We start from the raw sequence: 13,804 nt of genomic DNA on the forward strand, positions 1-13,804 counted from the left end.
AATTTGTATCGCCAGAGCGCCTGCCGAGTGACGCCGATACGCTCGGCAAATTCGGCATCAGAGGTTTTCGTCTTTGAGAGCCAGGATGTAAGGGTCATAAAGCAAGCATGTCACCATTTTGGTGACGGCGCAAGCATAAATGTCACCAATTTGGATACTCGCATGACGTCCAGACTGGTGACATGACTCGCCTATGACAAAAGGAAAGTTCCCAAACGGCCTCCGAAAGGCAATGGACGCCAAAAGCATTGGCCTGACAGAGCTTGCAAGGCAGGTGGGAACGACCAAACAGAACATTGAACGATGGGCCAACGGCGAGCGCGCTCTTAAGCCAGAAATGGCCGCAAAGATTGCGCCTATTCTCGACGTCACCGCCGCGCAGCTGCTTCTTCTGCCGGATGAGGCCGGCCCGAGCGACAGATCAAGCACGAAGTCAAAAGATGAGAAGATGGGGGCCGACGCGCTGGCTGCACTGCGCGCCGCCCTTATAGCCTATGGCGTTGACAAATCGCAGCTGGCCACATTGCTGCCCGTCATCGACACCTTCGTTAAGAAGGCAAAGCCGGCGCAATCAGAACAAACGGATTCTCGTGGTCAATCTCAACCCGCCACTCCCCGCCGTGTAAAAGCGCCATGAGGTAGGAGACCTCTGCCGCCTTTCGTTTGATGACGACCTCCGGGTCTAGGGACGAAAGAGCGCCAGCGGATTCCATTATCTCGCCGACGATCTCCTCTTGCTTGGTTCGATACTTCCGCCTGATCTGGTGAATGATCGCCATCGCTCGCCCCTCCCTAGATTTTTTCGGTGTCAAAAATGGCTTCCGGCAAATTCTTGCCGAGGTTGGGACACTGCCGATCGAGACACTCTGCCATACTATTTCTCCCCAGTTGGCTTGCACGGGGGTAAGAATGGCGGGAAAACAAGAACGAAACAAGAACAATTTAGGAAATCATTCACACACGTTAACGGCAACCAGATGACGAGACTTCCCGTTTTGCGAGTCGCCTTCTGTTGTGCAATTCTGCTGTCTCGGAATCAATGTCGGCGGTTCGTCGCGTAGCCAAGGGGATGACCTTGTCGGAAGGCCTGAAAGAGACACGTGTCAAACACGAGTTTGGCAGCTCCGAGACCGAGCGCAAATTGGACTGCCTTCGGAGCTACTTGGCAGCGTATTCCGTTGCGTTGAGCAAACAGAGCTTCGCCCGAATCTACATAGATGCTTTCGCAGGTACCGGCGACAGGACTGAGACTCGCGCTGCCCTGCCCTCCTTTTTCAACGGCAACGTAGGATCAGTTGACGAGATTACAACGCCAGGCTCGGCGCGTATCGCGATCGAAACGGCGCCAGCTTTTCACTCCATCGCCCTCATCGAAAACGATCCCGAAAAGGTGATCGCACTGCGTGCGATTGCAGAAGAATATCCCAACCGCAGACTGCATATCCGAGAAGGTGATGCGAACGCTGAGGTGCAGCGCATTTGCAATCGTTACAGTTGGAAGAAGGAACGCATGCGCGGGGTCATTTTTCTCGACCCTTATGGGATGGAAGTGAGTTGGGATACTGTTGCATCCATCGCGCGCACCGAGGCCCTCGACTGTTGGTATTTCTTTCCATTGTCGGGCTTGTACCGAAACGCTCCGAAGGATCCGCTCAAGCTGGACCAAGGCAAAATCGATGCGCTCAATCGCGTCTTCGGAACCGATAGTTGGAGGCAAGATTGGTACGCAACCGAGGAAGGCTTAACGGACCTTCTTGGAGACCTTTTCAACCGTGAGAGGCGGATCGTTGATGCTGACAAGATTGAGGAATGGGTGCACGCAAGGCTAAAATCTGTCTTTAAGGGGACGGTTTTGAAGCCTCTGCGCCTTAAACATGCGAACGGCGCTCCTATGGCCTCTCTCTTCTTCGCCGTATCGAACCCGAGTAAGGCCGCGGTAAAAGTCGCCACCGATATCGCCAATCACATACTCAAGGCCGGCATCTGATCCCATGTCGTTCCTCGATATGAACGACCGGCCGCTTTCTTGTTTACGCCGCCCCATTGCTTGAAGAAGAATGCAGCGCCAGCGTCAGTGCACATGTCGAAAATCTCATCCACCCATACAGGTTTAAGCGATCGAGCCTTCGGGCCAGATTCGCCGCCGACAATCGCCCACTGAATGTTGTCCAGGTGACCGCCAGCGACAGATCCGATAAGCGGCTCAAAGGATACAAATCGGATCGCCGCTGGCACATTGCGAAGATCGTCCAGGCGGTGAAGAACGCGCCCATCCTCCACGCTCGTCCCGAGCCAAACGTTTGGCAGCACCGTGAACCCATTACTAAGGATTGCAGCCATGCGATCCGGACGCTTGGTGAGAATTTGGTACGTGTGCCGGCGCGTGTTCGACATTGCTACCCAGACCTTGCGGATGAAATCGACCGGCACGTCGGGATGGAACAGATCAGACATGGAGTTGACGAAAACATTTCTTGGCTTCATCCACCCCGCCGGGACAGACAGCGCAGCTTCGTCTAGATAGAGAGCGCCCGTCCATTTCGGCCGACCGCCACTTTTCCGCGTTAGGCCTTTGTACTTCTCAAGGCCCATCGCTTCGAGGCGGGCCGCCATCCGCATCGCATAACAGTTCGTGCAGCCGGCACTCATTATTGAGCATCCGGCGACTGGATTCCACGTCGCATCTGTCCATTCGATTGTGGTCTCTGCCATAGGACGATTCTCCTATTCGAAAACTAGACGGTAAATGAGGGTTCATTAAGGAACTGTGCTTGGCTCGCGGGCAGCGGACTTTTTGCTGCCTGCGATTCTAGCAGGTTCGCGTCACCACTCAATCAAAATCGTCACCATTTCGGTGACTTTTTATGTTGACGCGTCACCAATTCGGTGACATGCTTCCTTTCATCAGCAAGGCGCTGACGAGAGGACGAAGCAAATGGCGATGGCAGAGATCAAGACCGGCATGCAGCAGCAGCTTGAAGCGTTGTTCGTGCAGGTCACCGGCAACTCGTCGGACCAGGAATGCAAGGAAGCGCTGCGCGAGTTCGTGAAGGCGACCTATTCGAGCCTGTCGTCTCTGGCTTGGTACATGGGCGCCGACGGCAAGTGCATTCAGGCCGAGGCCGTCCCGGCTTCCGAAATCGCCGACAAGGCTTTCTTCGAGATCGACCGCGAACGCGAGTTCGAAAGCTCCGCCTTTATCCCGGTCTACTCCACCTTGAACCACGCTGCTCAGGGGATTGCACGATGAAGCACATCTCATCCTTCAAGCCCCGTCGCGTGAAGCTGCATGAACTGTACCGCGAGATTGAAGCGCTCGGCGGCGTCGACACCGACCCACAGGGCGAAGCCTACAACCGGGCCATCCTCGATGCGCTGTCGATCCTGCGCGCCTCCGGCTTCGCCGAGGGCTCGTATGTCGATCAGCCCGCTTACGACCGCCTCGCCGCTCGCGAGTTCGCGCCGTCGATCGGGGCTTCGCTGACATGACCCGCCCCATCCAATACGCGTGCAGCCCAGCCGAGCGCTACTGCGAGTGCGGCCACTGCCGCCTCCCGCCGGCGCGAAACATCGATCTGGACGCCTTCGCCAAAGCGAACCGCGACTTCAGCGCGGCCGCCTACTTCATGATCCTCCTGTTCGCCCTCCTCGCCTTCATGGCGATCGGCTTTGCGAACACGGAGGAGATCCACCGGAAAATCGTAGCCGAGAGGACCGTCTGATGACCGCTCCCGCAATCGAACACAACGTGCGCCGACAGACCGAGGCGGCAAAGGCCCTACTCGTCGATCTCCGCCACCAGGGCGCCGACGACGACGCCGAATTGGTCGCCGACACCATCGAGGGCGAAACCAACCTCATGGAGGCGCTCGCGGAAGCGATCGCAGAACTCGACGAGTGCGACGTTCTCGTGACTGGCCTCAAGGCTAAGGAAGCCGAATTCGAGGCGCGCCGGAAGGCGGTCGAGAACCGCGCCGACCGGATCCGCGCCTTGATCGAACAGGCGATGCTTCAGACCGACCAGAAGTCGATGAAGCTGCCAACCGCGACGCTGTCACTTTCGCAGCGCGCGCCGGGCCTGATCGTCACCGACGAGGCGGATATCCCGGCCAAGTATTGGGTTGAGCAACCCCGTCCCGCGCCGAAGCTCGACAAGAAAGCCCTTACCGCCGACCTGCGCGAGGAGAATGCCGCCGCTATCCCCGGCGCCACCCTCGACAACGGCTCATTCTCTCTCACGGTCCGGAGGAAGTGACCATGAACGCGATCACCCGCTATGACATGACCCCGAAGCAGATTGCGCTCGTGAAGTCCACGGTGGCGAAGGACTGCAACGAGGAAGAATTCAACCTCTTCTGCGAAGTCGCACGCGCAAAGGGTCTCGACCCTTTCCTTGGGCAGATCATCCCTATGGTCTTCTCCAAGGGCGACGCTGAAAAGCGGAAGATGACGATCATCATCACCCGCGACGGCCAGCGCGTCATTGCTCAGCGCTGCGGCGACTATCGCCCCGCCAGCAAGCCGACACAGTTCGAAACCGACAAGGAACTCGTGTCGCTGACGAACCCGCTCGGGATCGTGGCCGCTACCGTCTATCTATGGAAGAGAGACCAGTCGGGCGAATGGTTCGAGGTCGTGGGCCAGGCCTACTGGGACGAGTTCGCGCCGATCAAGCGCAAAGCCGCCGGCGGGTATAAGTGGGAAGACACCGGCGAGACCTGGCCGGACAGCGGCAAGCCGAAGAGAAAGAAAGTTGCCGTAGGCGAAGAAACCGAAGTGCTGGACGATTCCGGCAACTGGTGCCGCATGCCTCGCCTGATGATCGAGAAGTGCGCGCAGATGCAGGCGTTGCGCGCCGGATGGCCGGAGCAGTTCACCGGCACCTATGACGAAGCCGAGATGGACCGCGCGAAGGTCCTCGACCTCACTGCCTCCGAAGTCGTCGAAAAGGAACGCGAAGACCACCGGATGCGCGCGATCGGCGCTGCAAACTCGATCACCGTCACCTGGGGCGACAACTGGGCGCTCGAGAATGTGCCGGTCGGGCAGTTCGCAGACGCGGTTATGCGGTTCATTGCGGAATCGTCGCCGGATACGGTCGCGAAATGGCAGGACGTGAACCGGGAGCCGTTGAAACGCTTCTGGGCTCTGCAGCCGGGCGACGCGCTGGCGCTCAAGAAGGAAATCGGAGCCGCCATCGCTCGCAAGCCCTCGCGGCCGGCGAACGACGAGCTTCGCAACCATCCGCTCATGGCAGGTTGAGATGCAGCCGCTTCCTTTCATCTGGACCGGAGACAGCTTCCAGCCCGTCAATCGGCACTGGGCAAGGAAGTGCGACGAGCGCTTCGTCGTCGGGCAGTCCTACACGCTGGATGAAATCCACGTGCGCTCGACGGCGACCCACGCTCACTACTTCGCAACGCTGCACGACATCTGGCAGAGCCTTCCGGAGCATCTTTCCGAGCAGTTCCCGACCGAGGAGCACCTTCGGAAATATGCCCTGATCAAGAAGGGCTACTGCACGATGCAGCAGCACGTCTGCAAGTCGAAGGCCGAGGCCGAGCGCCTCGCCGCCGTGATCAAACCCTACGACGGATATCAGCTCGTCATCACCGACGAGAATATCGTCACCGTTTTTCACGCCACCAGCCAAGACTACCGGTCCATGGACAAGCGCACCTTCGCCGAAAGCAAGGAGAAGGTCCTGGACTGGTGCATGTCTCTGGTGAGCGGCGATCGTGAAGGAGCCGCGGCATGAAGAATCCGAACCCCATCAACCTTCAGTCGTCCGAAGAGACCCGCAAGGCTGGGTGGCAGGCGGAAACCCGCGATGCCGACGGCCACCTTTGCCGGGTGCATGCGCCGTTCGAAACGGACGAGGAAATCGTCTGGATGGTTCGCGAAGCGCTTGAGCATGGCGAGACCGTGACGATCTGGCCGATGAAAGGCGGTGCGGCATGACCGAACTTCGCATAGCTCCCCCCTTCGAAGGCCAGCAGTTCACCAGCCACCAGCAGTGGGTGAACAAGGCATCGTCCTGGCTCACCTGCCACCCGCAGTACAACAACACCCAGCACGGCGAGACCAAGGGCTGGCGCGGCCACCACTTCACCGCCATGTGCTTCGATAGCCTTGGGCGTAGCGTCACCAACGGTGGCGACTTCAGGCGCGCCGAAGAGGAAGGCGCTTTTCCTGTCTGGTGGGTTTGGCCCGACCAGATTGTCGAATTGGTAGACCGCATAGGAAAACTTGGCGCCTCCCTCGATCAGGCGAGAGGTGGTTCATCATGCCTGTAGGCTCCCTCCTCCGCTCTCTCCGCACCTGGTGGTTCCTTCGGAAAATAGAACGAGGTCTCTACCGCAAGCACCCGCAGCTTCGCGAGCGCGCCGAGGCGATTGCCGCCGCTCGCCGGAACCACCGCAAAACGAAACAACTTCAGGAAGACCAGCAGAACGACATGCTGCGCCTTCTCCGGGAGAACATGTGATGGCCTTCCGTATCGCCAACAACAACCACCTCGATGCGGCCCCAGCCCGACGCCCCGCAAAGAAACCCGCCTATCTGGCGTTCCTGCACCACCTGCCGTGCACGGTCTCTGGCGTCTATGGCGTCCAGGCTGCCCACGTCTCCTATCCGAGCCTTTGGCATGGAGCCTACGGGCGCGGCAAAGGAACGAAGGTTCCGGATCGCTTCGCGCTTCCGCTGTCGCCGGCCGAACACGACCTGCAGCATTCCTGCAAGCTGGGCTCCGAGCGCGACTACTGGGCCTCGAAGGGCATTGACCCCCACGAGCTCGCGAACGCTCTCTGGGGCGTCTACTGCGACTATGAAGAGGCCGAGGCAATCGTTCGCTGCACCGCCATCATCAATCAGCGCCTGGCTGCAGTCGGAGCGCTCCGTTCGAGGGACGAGGCATGACCGCCGCAAAATCGGACCAAATCGCCTACGCGCCTCGTGGGCTAAGCCGCCCGGAAGCTGCGCGGTACATTGGCGTCGGCGAGACTAAATTCGATGAGATGGTTTCAGATCGGCTGATGCCGCGCCCGAAGCGAATCGGTGGCCGCGTCGTCTGGGATCGAATCGCGCTCGATGTCGCCTTTTCCGCCCTACCCGAAGAAGGAAGCAACCGCATCGACGACTTGTTGTCAGGTCGTGCATAGCCGCATACCTTTCGCGCCATGAGCGACGAACAAGAACCTCGCCCCTACCTTTCCTCCTACGAAGACCGCCACGGGAAAACTCGTTGGCGATTTCGCCGTGCCGGAAAGACGATCCAGATAAAAGGCCTGCCGGGGGAACCAGATTTCGAGGGTGCCTATCAGGCGGCGATCGAGGGCCGTGAGTACAAGCCGGCCACCGCTGTGGATCTTCCCGGTAGGGCTATCCCCGGAAGCTTCCGCGATGCCTGGAAACGGGTTCAGAAAACGCCGGAGTGGCTGGCATTCGATCCGGCCACCAAGGAGCAGAATATCCGCCTCGCCGACGAGTTCCTGATACTACGCGTTGTCAAAGAGCACCCAGATGTCTGGGGCGACATGCTCGTAAAGGACCTGAAGCGGCGCCATGTTAAGGCAATCATAGCTCACTTCAGCGCCACGCCTCACAAGGCGAAGCATCTCCTGACGACGGTCCGCAAGATGATCTATGTCGCTCTCGACGAGGAATGGATCGAGGCGGACCCGACCTGGAAAATGAACTACCGGCCCGAATACAAGGGCTGGCGAGCTTGGACCGTCGAAGAGCGCGAAAAGTTCGAGGCTCGCTGGCCACTCGGCTCTACTCCCCGCACCGCCTATGGCCTTGCACTCTGGCTTGGCAACCGCCGCTCGGACGTCGCGCGGGTGCGTTGGGACTGGTTCGACTTCCGCCGCGGTGTTGTGACCGTCAAGCAAAAGAAGGGCGACAAGGAACTCGCTCTGCCGATCACGCCTATGTTGCGTGAGATTGTCGAGCCGCTGAAACGCGAGAGCGAATTTGTGCTCGTCACCGCCTATGGAAAACCCTTCTCGGAAAAGTCACTCACCGGCCGCATGGCCGACTGGACACATAGCGCCGGCATGCCGAAAGGCTGCACCCTTCACGGCCTCAGAAAGACGCTGGGCAAGATGCTGGCGGAGACCGGAGCAACGACTCGCCAGCTGATGGATACGCTCGGGCATGACGATATCGCGCACGCTGAACTCTACAGCCGTGAGGCCGAACAGCAGCGGCTTGCCAGAGACGCGATGACGCGCTTAACTCGCCGCGTTCACACCAAAAAGCCGGCTGGCTAACCCTTTGGCTAACCTCACTGGCTAACCACCATATAAGCATTTGAAATCGTTATATATTGGTGGGCCCGGAGGGACTCGAACCCCCAACCAAGCGGTTATGAGCCGCCGGCTCTAACCATTGAGCTACAGGCCCACTCTGGATCCGCTCCTGTCCTTAAACCGTAACGGTCCAAGGATAAGACACGGGGTGCAGCAACTTTAAGTGCTACGGTGGCCTTTGCGCTTCTGAACGAGGCGTGGCACCGTCTTGATCCAGGCCCGCGAACCAATGGCAGTTTGCGGGGTGGCCAAGGCTCTAGCGGAAAACCTTTTTGCGGACAAGCCATTGCCGCAATGCTCACACAATCGATAGCCAAGAAGACGCTTGGGACGGAACAACCGGAGAGACATTGAAGATGATTTCCACACGCACTGCCCGCACGCTTTCGATCGCCGCCTTCGCTGCAGCTTTTGCTGGCGTTGCCGCCGCTCAGGCGCAGGAGACGGACAAGGACAAGGCAACCATCATCGTTGCCGGCGAGGGCCGCGCGACGACCGCGCCGGACATGGCGGTCCTGCAACTGAGCGTCGTTAAGGATGGCAAGACCGCGCGCGAAGCGCTGGACGCCAACAACAAGACCATGGCCGAAGTGCTGAAGGCGCTGAAGGACGGCGGCATTGCCGATCGCGACCTGCAGACGAGCGGCTTCATGCTCAACCCGCAATACACCTATCCGACCAACACAGACGGCAGCAACCGCGCGCCGGAACTGATCGGTTACCAGGTGACCAACGGCGTCAGCGTCCGCGTTCGCGATCTCGCCAAGCTCGGCGAAGTGATCGACAAGTCGGTTTCGCTCGGCGTCAACCAGGGCGGCGGCGTGCAGTTCACCAACGACAAGCCGGAAGCCGTGATCACCGAAGCGCGCAAGGCCGCCGTTGCCGATGCCGTCGAGAAGGCCAAGGTGCTCGCCGAAGCTGCCGGCGTCTCGGTCGGCAAGATCGTCAACATTTCCGAGCAGGGCTTCCGCCCCGAGCCGGTGCCGATGATGCGCGCCGGCATGGCCAAGGAATATGCCGCCGACTCAGTTCCGGTCGCGACCGGCGAAAACAGCTACAACGTGACGGTCAACGTGACCTTCGAAATCAAGCAGTAAGCTTCCAGCAGGGCCTGCCGTTAAGCGCAGGCCCTCGCATCTTCCTTGCCCCTGGCTCCGGAACCGGCGTCAGGGGCAAGTTCGTTTTGGGGGACACGATTGCTGGACCTCAGACGCTCTTCGCCGGGCCAGACCGGCCGACGACATAGCTTTCGCCGACCGTTGCCCTGATGACCGCTGGCTGCTCCGGCAAACCGCTCCCGGCAGTATCCGCGCGCCCTTCTCCGATTGTGAGCAGCCGTTTGTCTTAGGGAGAAGGCGCGGCGCCTTTTGACCGGATGACCTATCCCGCGGCCAGGCCGCAAGGTCGTCGATCAGGTACCGGAGATCAGCAGACGGGCATGACAGTCGCTCGGTAGGCGCACGCGGTCCTCGAACCGGTCAAAAATGTCAGCAGGTTCGGTAAAGCTTGCGCGCGGCCTCAGACCGGATAGAAGGACGCCCGCCCGACCATCGTACCGAGCCGCGCATCCCTCTGGCGTCGCGCCGCAACGCTGGAAAAATCGTCGAGAGAAAGGCGAACCGCGTGTCCGCGCCACGCAGGCGGTCCCGCATTGGGAACGACAAGCTACGGATGCTAGCCACCCCTCAGCGGCCTACCTCTACCACGCCACGACGAGAAGGCTGCGTGGCCCGAGAGGCATGACAAACAAAAAAGCCCCCCATGCCGTAGCATGAGGGGCCATTCTTCCGCCGGCCGGGGGAGACGAGGCGGGAAGATTGCTTGGATGTTACCAGCGGCCGATCGTCGGGCAGCCACGGGCGTTTGCGAAGACGATCGTCTGGCGGTAGCCGTCACGACGGCCTTCGACGACGACGCGGCGCGAGGAAACGTCGGCAACATAGGCGCGGCGGAAGCCACGGTCGCGGGCCTTGTCGACGGCCATCCAGGGGGCGCAACGGCCGCGGCGGTCACGGTCCCAGTGGCGGTCGCGGCCGCGACCCCAGTCGCGCTCGTCGCCATAGCCACCGTTGTGATCGCGATACTGCACATCGACGCCGCCGCGCGGGCCGAAGCCGAATTCGATCGAGTCAGCCGAAGCGGTGGAGGCAGCGCCAAGCAGGCCGGTCATTCCGATGACGGCAGCAGCAGCGGCGTTAAAAAAGCGGTTCTTCATAAGATCTCTCCAGGCTTGAAGGGTTCAAAGGGCAATCACCGTCCCAAGCGATTGATCAGAGGATAGGGTCGCCAAGCTGAACGACAGCGGAACCCGATGTTCATGGGAGGTTCAGGTTGCCAGAACCTGACGATCGGCCCCTGCGCCAAGGCACACCGATCTAGATAAGGCGTTGCTTATAAACGAATATTTCGAAGGACTTTTCTCGAAACGCAAGCGCTGCGAAGGGTTCTCGCCCGGGCCCGGACAGGCAACGAATCAGGCGAACAAATCGGCATGCGAGAGGAGATTCGCACCGATATTTCCGTCTCGGAGCACGGTTACGTGACCGACGGGCGGTGAAAAAAGCAAAAAGGAAGGGCGCCGGCGGTGGGCAACCGTCGGCAATCTGCCGCTCAGCCGGCAAGCGCCTGTTCGAAGACGCGAATGTTGCGATAATGGCTGAGACGGGTGATCGTGCCGTCCTCGATCTCGAAGACGAGCACGCTCGGAATGGAGTAGCTCTGGCCCGTTGCGGGCGGAAATCCCTCCATTGTCTCGCGGTAGGTGCCGCGCGCCGTCAGGTCGGCGGCGACGCGCTGGCCGAACGCGTCACGCATCAGCACCACATCGCCGAACTGCTCGTCGAAGCGGCGCAGATAATTCATCAGCCAGGCGCGCAAGGGGCCGACGCCGACGGTGCGCTGACCGGTGAGCGAATCGAGCTCGACGTCCTCGTTGACGAGCGGCGCCAGCGCCTCGAAATCCCGCTGGTTCAGCGCCTCGATGAAGCGGCTGGCAATCGTCTGTGCATCGGTCATCCCTGCTCCTCCCCGGCATGAAAGGCCGGCTCTCAAGGCTCTACTCGTGCCCCTTTATCTAGAACCGCTCCGCCGCCATTCAATCGCGCGCCGGTCGATCAGGCGGAAAGATGCAGGACGATCTCGCGGCCATGCGGGCGGTCGCGGTGCTCGAAGAGATAAAGCCCCTGCCAGGTGCCGGTGAGCATGCGGCCGCCAGCGACGGGGATGCCGAGCGATACCGGCGTCAGCGCCGCCTTGATATGCGCCGGCATATCGTCGGGCCCTTCCTGGGTGTGCACGATCCAGCGCATGGAGGGATCGGAGGACGGCGGCACGAGGCGGCGGAAAAAGCCGTCGAGGTCGCGCTTTACGTCCGGGTCGGCATTTTCCTGGATGAGAAGCGAACAGGAGGTGTGCCGCACGAAGACGGTGAGCAACCCCTCGCCTCCCGCATTGGCGCGCACGAAGGCGGCCGCCTCGTCGGTAAATTCATAGAGCCCCTGGCCATGAGTGGCGATGGTGATGCGCGTTTGCGGCATGAAGGCCTCCGGCAGGCGGCCGCATCCGCCGGGGTGGCGGTGCGACCGGTTGATATGCCCAATGCTTCTATCCCCGGACCGTTCCCGGTCCAAGACGATCTGCCGCAAACCGTCGCGGTGGCGTGCCTACATCTGCAGGAAGGTCTCGAAGCCGCCATAGATCATGCGCTTGCCGTCGAAGACCTGCTTCCAGGCATCGCCCTGCAGCCGCGGATCGGCCATGACCTTGGCAACGATCGCGTCGCGTTCGGCGCGCGACTTGTAGGTGATCCAGGAGAAAACCACCGTTTCATCGTCCTTGGCCTGGACCGAACGGGGAAAGGACGTCACTTCGCCATAGGGCGCGTCGTCCGCCAGGCATTCGTTGTAGGAGAGCGCACCGTGCTCCATCCACACCACGCCCGCCGCCTTCGCCATCGCCTTGTAGGCCTCGATATTCGCCTTCGGCACGCCAACGATAAAGCCATCCACATAGGTCATCGACTTAGTCTCCTCTGTTCGTTCTACGAACATAGGACGCAGGGCGGCCAAGAGTTCCGACATCGGCACGGAATTTTCTTTCGGGCCGCAGCGCGGGGTTTGTCGGAATGGCGCTCCGTCGTTCGTCCTTGGCGCGTAGCATCCAAATCGGGAGACACCCATGCAAAAGATCACGCCGTTTCTCTGGTTCGACGATCAGCTGGAGGACGCCATCGCTTTCTATACCGCCATTTTCCGCAACACCCGCATCACCGACGTCAAGCGCGGTCCCGACGGCAGGGCCTTCACCGCTTCCTTCGAGCTCGAGGGTCAGCACTTCATGGGGCTTAACGGCGGGCCGCATTTCAAGTTCAGCGAGGCCGTATCGTTCTTCCTGCGCTGCAGCGACCAGGCGGAGGTGGATTACTACTGGGACAGGCTGTCTGATGGCGGCACGCCGCAGCGCTGCGGCTGGCTGAAGGACCGGTTCGGCCTCGCCTGGCAGATCATTCCGGACGCGCTGATGCGCCATCTCGGCGATCCCGATCCGGCGCGTGCGGCCCGCGCCCAGCAGGCGATGATGGGCATGGTCAAGATTGATGTCGCGGAACTCGAACGAGCGGCCGCAGGTTAGGCGGAAAGACAGCGCTCAGCCTGGCGCCGGCCTCAGCTGCCGCAACCTCGAAGCTGCCGGCTGTAGGCGGAGGCCATGCCGGCCGCGCGCTTGGCGCCGGTCTTGGCCGTATCACTCCAGTTGCCGCGGGCATAACCGGCATGCCCGTGATAGTAGGCAATGTAGAGCCGGTAGGCGTCGTTGAGCGCAATGCCGTTCTGCTGGGCGCTTTCCCGGTGGTACCAGGCGATAAAGCGGATTGCGTCGCCGAAATCCGAGCGCCGCGCCGCCCAGCGGCCTGTCTCGCTCTGATAGCGCGCCCAGGTGCCGTCAAGCGCCTGGGAATAGCCATAGGCGGTCGAGGCGCGCGTCCAGGGAATGAAGCCGAAAAGCTTGGTGCGTGGCGGCCGGGCATTATGGCGGAAGCCGGATTCGGTATAGATCGTCGCCATCAGGATCGGCACGGGCACGCCGTACTCACGCTGGGCGCTGTAGGCTTCCCGGCGCCAATTGTTGAAAAGGCCATCTCGCTGCTCGAAAACCGCGCAGGCATTCCGGGTGTCTCTCGGCACCGTTCCGCAGCCGGCCAGCAACAGGAGGACGACGACAAATACGCAACGCATCGCTGAACCTCTTGCTTCCCCGGGGCAACCGCTTGCACGCGGCAAGATATGGCCTCGGGAAAATATGCTCGAACACCGCGTGCCGCCCGTCGGGGGCAGCGGCGCTCCAGAAATTGATAAAACGTAAACGTTAAGGATCTCTTTTGATTCAAAGGAGAACGACCCGCCTCCCCTGTCAGGCCATTGAAATTCGCAGGCCGGAGGTTTTACGATCGCACACATCCGCAACCGCGCCGAAGCCTGGATGGCGCAAGGGAGAGA

22 protein-coding genes and 1 tRNA gene are annotated in these 13,804 nt (G+C 60.7%); 16 read left to right on the forward strand and 7 right to left on the reverse strand.

Features of this window, described 5'->3' with window-relative positions; translation table 11 throughout:
• The first annotated feature begins 232 nt into the window (after positions 1-232).
• Both ACIQUG_RS08410 and ACIQUG_RS08415 read left to right on the forward strand, forming a co-directional pair.
• Positions 233-637, forward strand: coding sequence for a helix-turn-helix domain-containing protein (locus ACIQUG_RS08410; RefSeq protein ID WP_402319622.1), 405 nt, complete (start codon positions 233-235; stop codon positions 635-637).
• Between the two features lie 438 nt (positions 638-1,075).
• A complete protein-coding gene (locus tag ACIQUG_RS08415; RefSeq protein WP_402319625.1) occupies positions 1,076-1,987 on the forward strand; it encodes a three-Cys-motif partner protein TcmP in 912 nt (303 codons plus the stop codon).
• Here ACIQUG_RS08415 and ACIQUG_RS08420 read toward each other — a convergent pair.
• Positions 1,963-2,712 (reverse strand): DUF5131 family protein, encoded by a 750-nt coding sequence (locus ACIQUG_RS08420; RefSeq protein WP_402319627.1) that lies wholly within the window; start codon positions 2,710-2,712, stop codon positions 1,963-1,965. The genes ACIQUG_RS08415 and ACIQUG_RS08420 overlap by 25 nt on opposite strands.
• 223 nt (positions 2,713-2,935) lie before the next feature.
• On the opposite strand from ACIQUG_RS08420, the gene ACIQUG_RS08425 reads away from it, so the two are divergent.
• From ACIQUG_RS08425 to ACIQUG_RS08480, 12 genes are read left to right on the forward strand one after another with little or no spacing between them, the layout of a single operon-like run.
• Positions 2,936-3,250 (forward strand): hypothetical protein, encoded by a 315-nt coding sequence (locus tag ACIQUG_RS08425; protein ID WP_402319630.1) that lies wholly within the window; start codon positions 2,936-2,938, stop codon positions 3,248-3,250.
• A complete protein-coding gene (locus ACIQUG_RS08430; protein ID WP_402319633.1) occupies positions 3,247-3,489 on the forward strand; it encodes a hypothetical protein in 243 nt (80 codons plus the stop codon). The genes ACIQUG_RS08425 and ACIQUG_RS08430 overlap by 4 nt, the downstream gene beginning before the upstream one ends.
• Positions 3,486-3,722, forward strand: coding sequence for a hypothetical protein (locus ACIQUG_RS08435; RefSeq protein WP_402319636.1), 237 nt, complete (start codon positions 3,486-3,488; stop codon positions 3,720-3,722). The genes ACIQUG_RS08430 and ACIQUG_RS08435 overlap by 4 nt, the downstream gene beginning before the upstream one ends.
• Positions 3,722-4,255 carry a siphovirus Gp157 family protein gene (locus tag ACIQUG_RS08440; protein ID WP_402319639.1) on the forward strand — a complete coding sequence of 178 codons (534 nt, stop codon included), beginning with the start codon at positions 3,722-3,724 and terminating at the stop codon, positions 4,253-4,255. Before ACIQUG_RS08435 ends, ACIQUG_RS08440 begins: the two co-directional genes overlap by 1 nt.
• 2 nt (positions 4,256-4,257) lie before the next feature.
• A complete protein-coding gene (gene bet, locus ACIQUG_RS08445) occupies positions 4,258-5,262 on the forward strand; it encodes a phage recombination protein Bet (protein WP_402319641.1) in 1,005 nt (334 codons plus the stop codon).
• Position 5,263: 1 nt separating this feature from the next.
• Positions 5,264-5,758 carry a hypothetical protein gene (locus ACIQUG_RS08450; protein WP_402319644.1) on the forward strand — a complete coding sequence of 165 codons (495 nt, stop codon included), beginning with the start codon at positions 5,264-5,266 and terminating at the stop codon, positions 5,756-5,758.
• On the forward strand, positions 5,755-5,961 hold the full coding sequence (locus tag ACIQUG_RS08455) for a hypothetical protein (protein ID WP_402319647.1): 207 nt from the start codon (positions 5,755-5,757) through the stop codon (positions 5,959-5,961). Before ACIQUG_RS08450 ends, ACIQUG_RS08455 begins: the two co-directional genes overlap by 4 nt.
• Positions 5,958-6,296 carry a hypothetical protein gene (locus ACIQUG_RS08460; protein ID WP_402319650.1) on the forward strand — a complete coding sequence of 113 codons (339 nt, stop codon included), beginning with the start codon at positions 5,958-5,960 and terminating at the stop codon, positions 6,294-6,296. Before ACIQUG_RS08455 ends, ACIQUG_RS08460 begins: the two co-directional genes overlap by 4 nt.
• Complete coding sequence (locus ACIQUG_RS08465) at positions 6,287-6,487, forward strand: hypothetical protein (RefSeq protein ID WP_402319653.1); 201 nt, start codon at positions 6,287-6,289, stop codon at positions 6,485-6,487. The genes ACIQUG_RS08460 and ACIQUG_RS08465 overlap by 10 nt, the downstream gene beginning before the upstream one ends.
• Entirely contained in the window at positions 6,487-6,918 is a 432-nt protein-coding gene (locus ACIQUG_RS08470) for a DUF968 domain-containing protein (protein WP_402319656.1), read from the forward strand. Before ACIQUG_RS08465 ends, ACIQUG_RS08470 begins: the two co-directional genes overlap by 1 nt.
• Positions 6,915-7,160, forward strand: coding sequence for a helix-turn-helix transcriptional regulator (locus ACIQUG_RS08475; protein ID WP_402319659.1), 246 nt, complete (start codon positions 6,915-6,917; stop codon positions 7,158-7,160). The genes ACIQUG_RS08470 and ACIQUG_RS08475 overlap by 4 nt, the downstream gene beginning before the upstream one ends.
• A gap of 18 nt (positions 7,161-7,178) precedes the next feature.
• Positions 7,179-8,273: a tyrosine-type recombinase/integrase gene (locus ACIQUG_RS08480; protein ID WP_402319662.1), complete on the forward strand. Its 1,095-nt coding sequence runs from the start codon at positions 7,179-7,181 to the stop codon at positions 8,271-8,273.
• Positions 8,274-8,330: 57 nt separating this feature from the next.
• Here the strand turns inward: ACIQUG_RS08480 and ACIQUG_RS08485 are convergent.
• Positions 8,331-8,406: transfer RNA gene (locus tag ACIQUG_RS08485), tRNA-Ile, on the reverse strand.
• Between the two features lie 262 nt (positions 8,407-8,668).
• Here ACIQUG_RS08485 and ACIQUG_RS08490 point away from each other — a divergent pair.
• Complete coding sequence (locus tag ACIQUG_RS08490) at positions 8,669-9,409, forward strand: SIMPL domain-containing protein (protein ID WP_402319665.1); 741 nt, start codon at positions 8,669-8,671, stop codon at positions 9,407-9,409.
• Positions 9,410-10,140: 731 nt separating this feature from the next.
• Here the strand turns inward: ACIQUG_RS08490 and ACIQUG_RS08495 are convergent.
• The 4 genes from ACIQUG_RS08495 to ACIQUG_RS08510 form a co-directional block, all read right to left on the reverse strand.
• Positions 10,141-10,527, reverse strand: coding sequence for a hypothetical protein (locus ACIQUG_RS08495; RefSeq protein WP_402319668.1), 387 nt, complete (start codon positions 10,525-10,527; stop codon positions 10,141-10,143).
• A gap of 395 nt (positions 10,528-10,922) precedes the next feature.
• Positions 10,923-11,327, reverse strand: a complete 405-nt coding sequence (locus tag ACIQUG_RS08500; RefSeq protein ID WP_402319670.1) for a ketosteroid isomerase-related protein — start codon at positions 11,325-11,327, stop codon at positions 10,923-10,925.
• Positions 11,328-11,425: 98 nt separating this feature from the next.
• Positions 11,426-11,848, reverse strand: a complete 423-nt coding sequence (locus tag ACIQUG_RS08505; protein ID WP_402319673.1) for a secondary thiamine-phosphate synthase enzyme YjbQ — start codon at positions 11,846-11,848, stop codon at positions 11,426-11,428.
• Between the two features lie 126 nt (positions 11,849-11,974).
• Positions 11,975-12,328, reverse strand: a complete 354-nt coding sequence (locus tag ACIQUG_RS08510; protein WP_402319676.1) for a DUF1428 domain-containing protein — start codon at positions 12,326-12,328, stop codon at positions 11,975-11,977.
• Between the two features lie 160 nt (positions 12,329-12,488).
• Here ACIQUG_RS08510 and ACIQUG_RS08515 point away from each other — a divergent pair, with 160 nt between their 5' ends.
• Positions 12,489-12,941 (forward strand): VOC family protein, encoded by a 453-nt coding sequence (locus ACIQUG_RS08515; RefSeq protein ID WP_402319679.1) that lies wholly within the window; start codon positions 12,489-12,491, stop codon positions 12,939-12,941.
• 32 nt (positions 12,942-12,973) lie between these two features.
• Here the strand turns inward: ACIQUG_RS08515 and ACIQUG_RS08520 are convergent, their stop codons facing one another.
• Positions 12,974-13,543 (reverse strand): hypothetical protein, encoded by a 570-nt coding sequence (locus ACIQUG_RS08520; RefSeq protein WP_402319681.1) that lies wholly within the window; start codon positions 13,541-13,543, stop codon positions 12,974-12,976.
• Positions 13,544-13,804: the final 261 nt, after the last annotated feature.

This window comes from Ensifer sp. NPDC090286 (assembly GCF_044769565.1).
Classification (GTDB): Bacteria; Pseudomonadota; Alphaproteobacteria; order Rhizobiales; family Rhizobiaceae; genus Ensifer.

Coding starts and splice junctions, on each gene's coding strand:
- ACIQUG_RS08455 (WP_402319647.1), top strand. CDS start 5,755: ATGAAGAATCCGAACCCCATCAACCTTCAGTCGTCCGAAGAGACCCGC.
- ACIQUG_RS08505 (WP_402319673.1), bottom strand. CDS start 11,848: ATGCCGCAAACGCGCATCACCATCGCCACTCATGGCCAGGGGCTCTAT.
- ACIQUG_RS08410 (WP_402319622.1), top strand. CDS start 233: ATGGACGCCAAAAGCATTGGCCTGACAGAGCTTGCAAGGCAGGTGGGA.
- ACIQUG_RS08460 (WP_402319650.1), top strand. CDS start 5,958: ATGACCGAACTTCGCATAGCTCCCCCCTTCGAAGGCCAGCAGTTCACC.
- ACIQUG_RS08490 (WP_402319665.1), top strand. CDS start 8,669: ATGATTTCCACACGCACTGCCCGCACGCTTTCGATCGCCGCCTTCGCT.
- bet (WP_402319641.1), top strand. CDS start 4,258: ATGAACGCGATCACCCGCTATGACATGACCCCGAAGCAGATTGCGCTC.
- ACIQUG_RS08480 (WP_402319662.1), top strand. CDS start 7,179: ATGAGCGACGAACAAGAACCTCGCCCCTACCTTTCCTCCTACGAAGAC.
- ACIQUG_RS08520 (WP_402319681.1), bottom strand. CDS start 13,543: ATGCGTTGCGTATTTGTCGTCGTCCTCCTGTTGCTGGCCGGCTGCGGA.
- ACIQUG_RS08470 (WP_402319656.1), top strand. CDS start 6,487: ATGGCCTTCCGTATCGCCAACAACAACCACCTCGATGCGGCCCCAGCC.
- ACIQUG_RS08510 (WP_402319676.1), bottom strand. CDS start 12,328: ATGACCTATGTGGATGGCTTTATCGTTGGCGTGCCGAAGGCGAATATC.
- ACIQUG_RS08450 (WP_402319644.1), top strand. CDS start 5,264: ATGCAGCCGCTTCCTTTCATCTGGACCGGAGACAGCTTCCAGCCCGTC.
- ACIQUG_RS08420 (WP_402319627.1), bottom strand. CDS start 2,712: ATGGCAGAGACCACAATCGAATGGACAGATGCGACGTGGAATCCAGTC.
- ACIQUG_RS08430 (WP_402319633.1), top strand. CDS start 3,247: ATGAAGCACATCTCATCCTTCAAGCCCCGTCGCGTGAAGCTGCATGAA.
- ACIQUG_RS08440 (WP_402319639.1), top strand. CDS start 3,722: ATGACCGCTCCCGCAATCGAACACAACGTGCGCCGACAGACCGAGGCG.
- ACIQUG_RS08425 (WP_402319630.1), top strand. CDS start 2,936: ATGGCGATGGCAGAGATCAAGACCGGCATGCAGCAGCAGCTTGAAGCG.
- ACIQUG_RS08515 (WP_402319679.1), top strand. CDS start 12,489: ATGCAAAAGATCACGCCGTTTCTCTGGTTCGACGATCAGCTGGAGGAC.
- ACIQUG_RS08435 (WP_402319636.1), top strand. CDS start 3,486: ATGACCCGCCCCATCCAATACGCGTGCAGCCCAGCCGAGCGCTACTGC.
- ACIQUG_RS08475 (WP_402319659.1), top strand. CDS start 6,915: ATGACCGCCGCAAAATCGGACCAAATCGCCTACGCGCCTCGTGGGCTA.
- ACIQUG_RS08465 (WP_402319653.1), top strand. CDS start 6,287: ATGCCTGTAGGCTCCCTCCTCCGCTCTCTCCGCACCTGGTGGTTCCTT.
- ACIQUG_RS08500 (WP_402319670.1), bottom strand. CDS start 11,327: ATGACCGATGCACAGACGATTGCCAGCCGCTTCATCGAGGCGCTGAAC.
- ACIQUG_RS08495 (WP_402319668.1), bottom strand. CDS start 10,527: ATGAAGAACCGCTTTTTTAACGCCGCTGCTGCTGCCGTCATCGGAATG.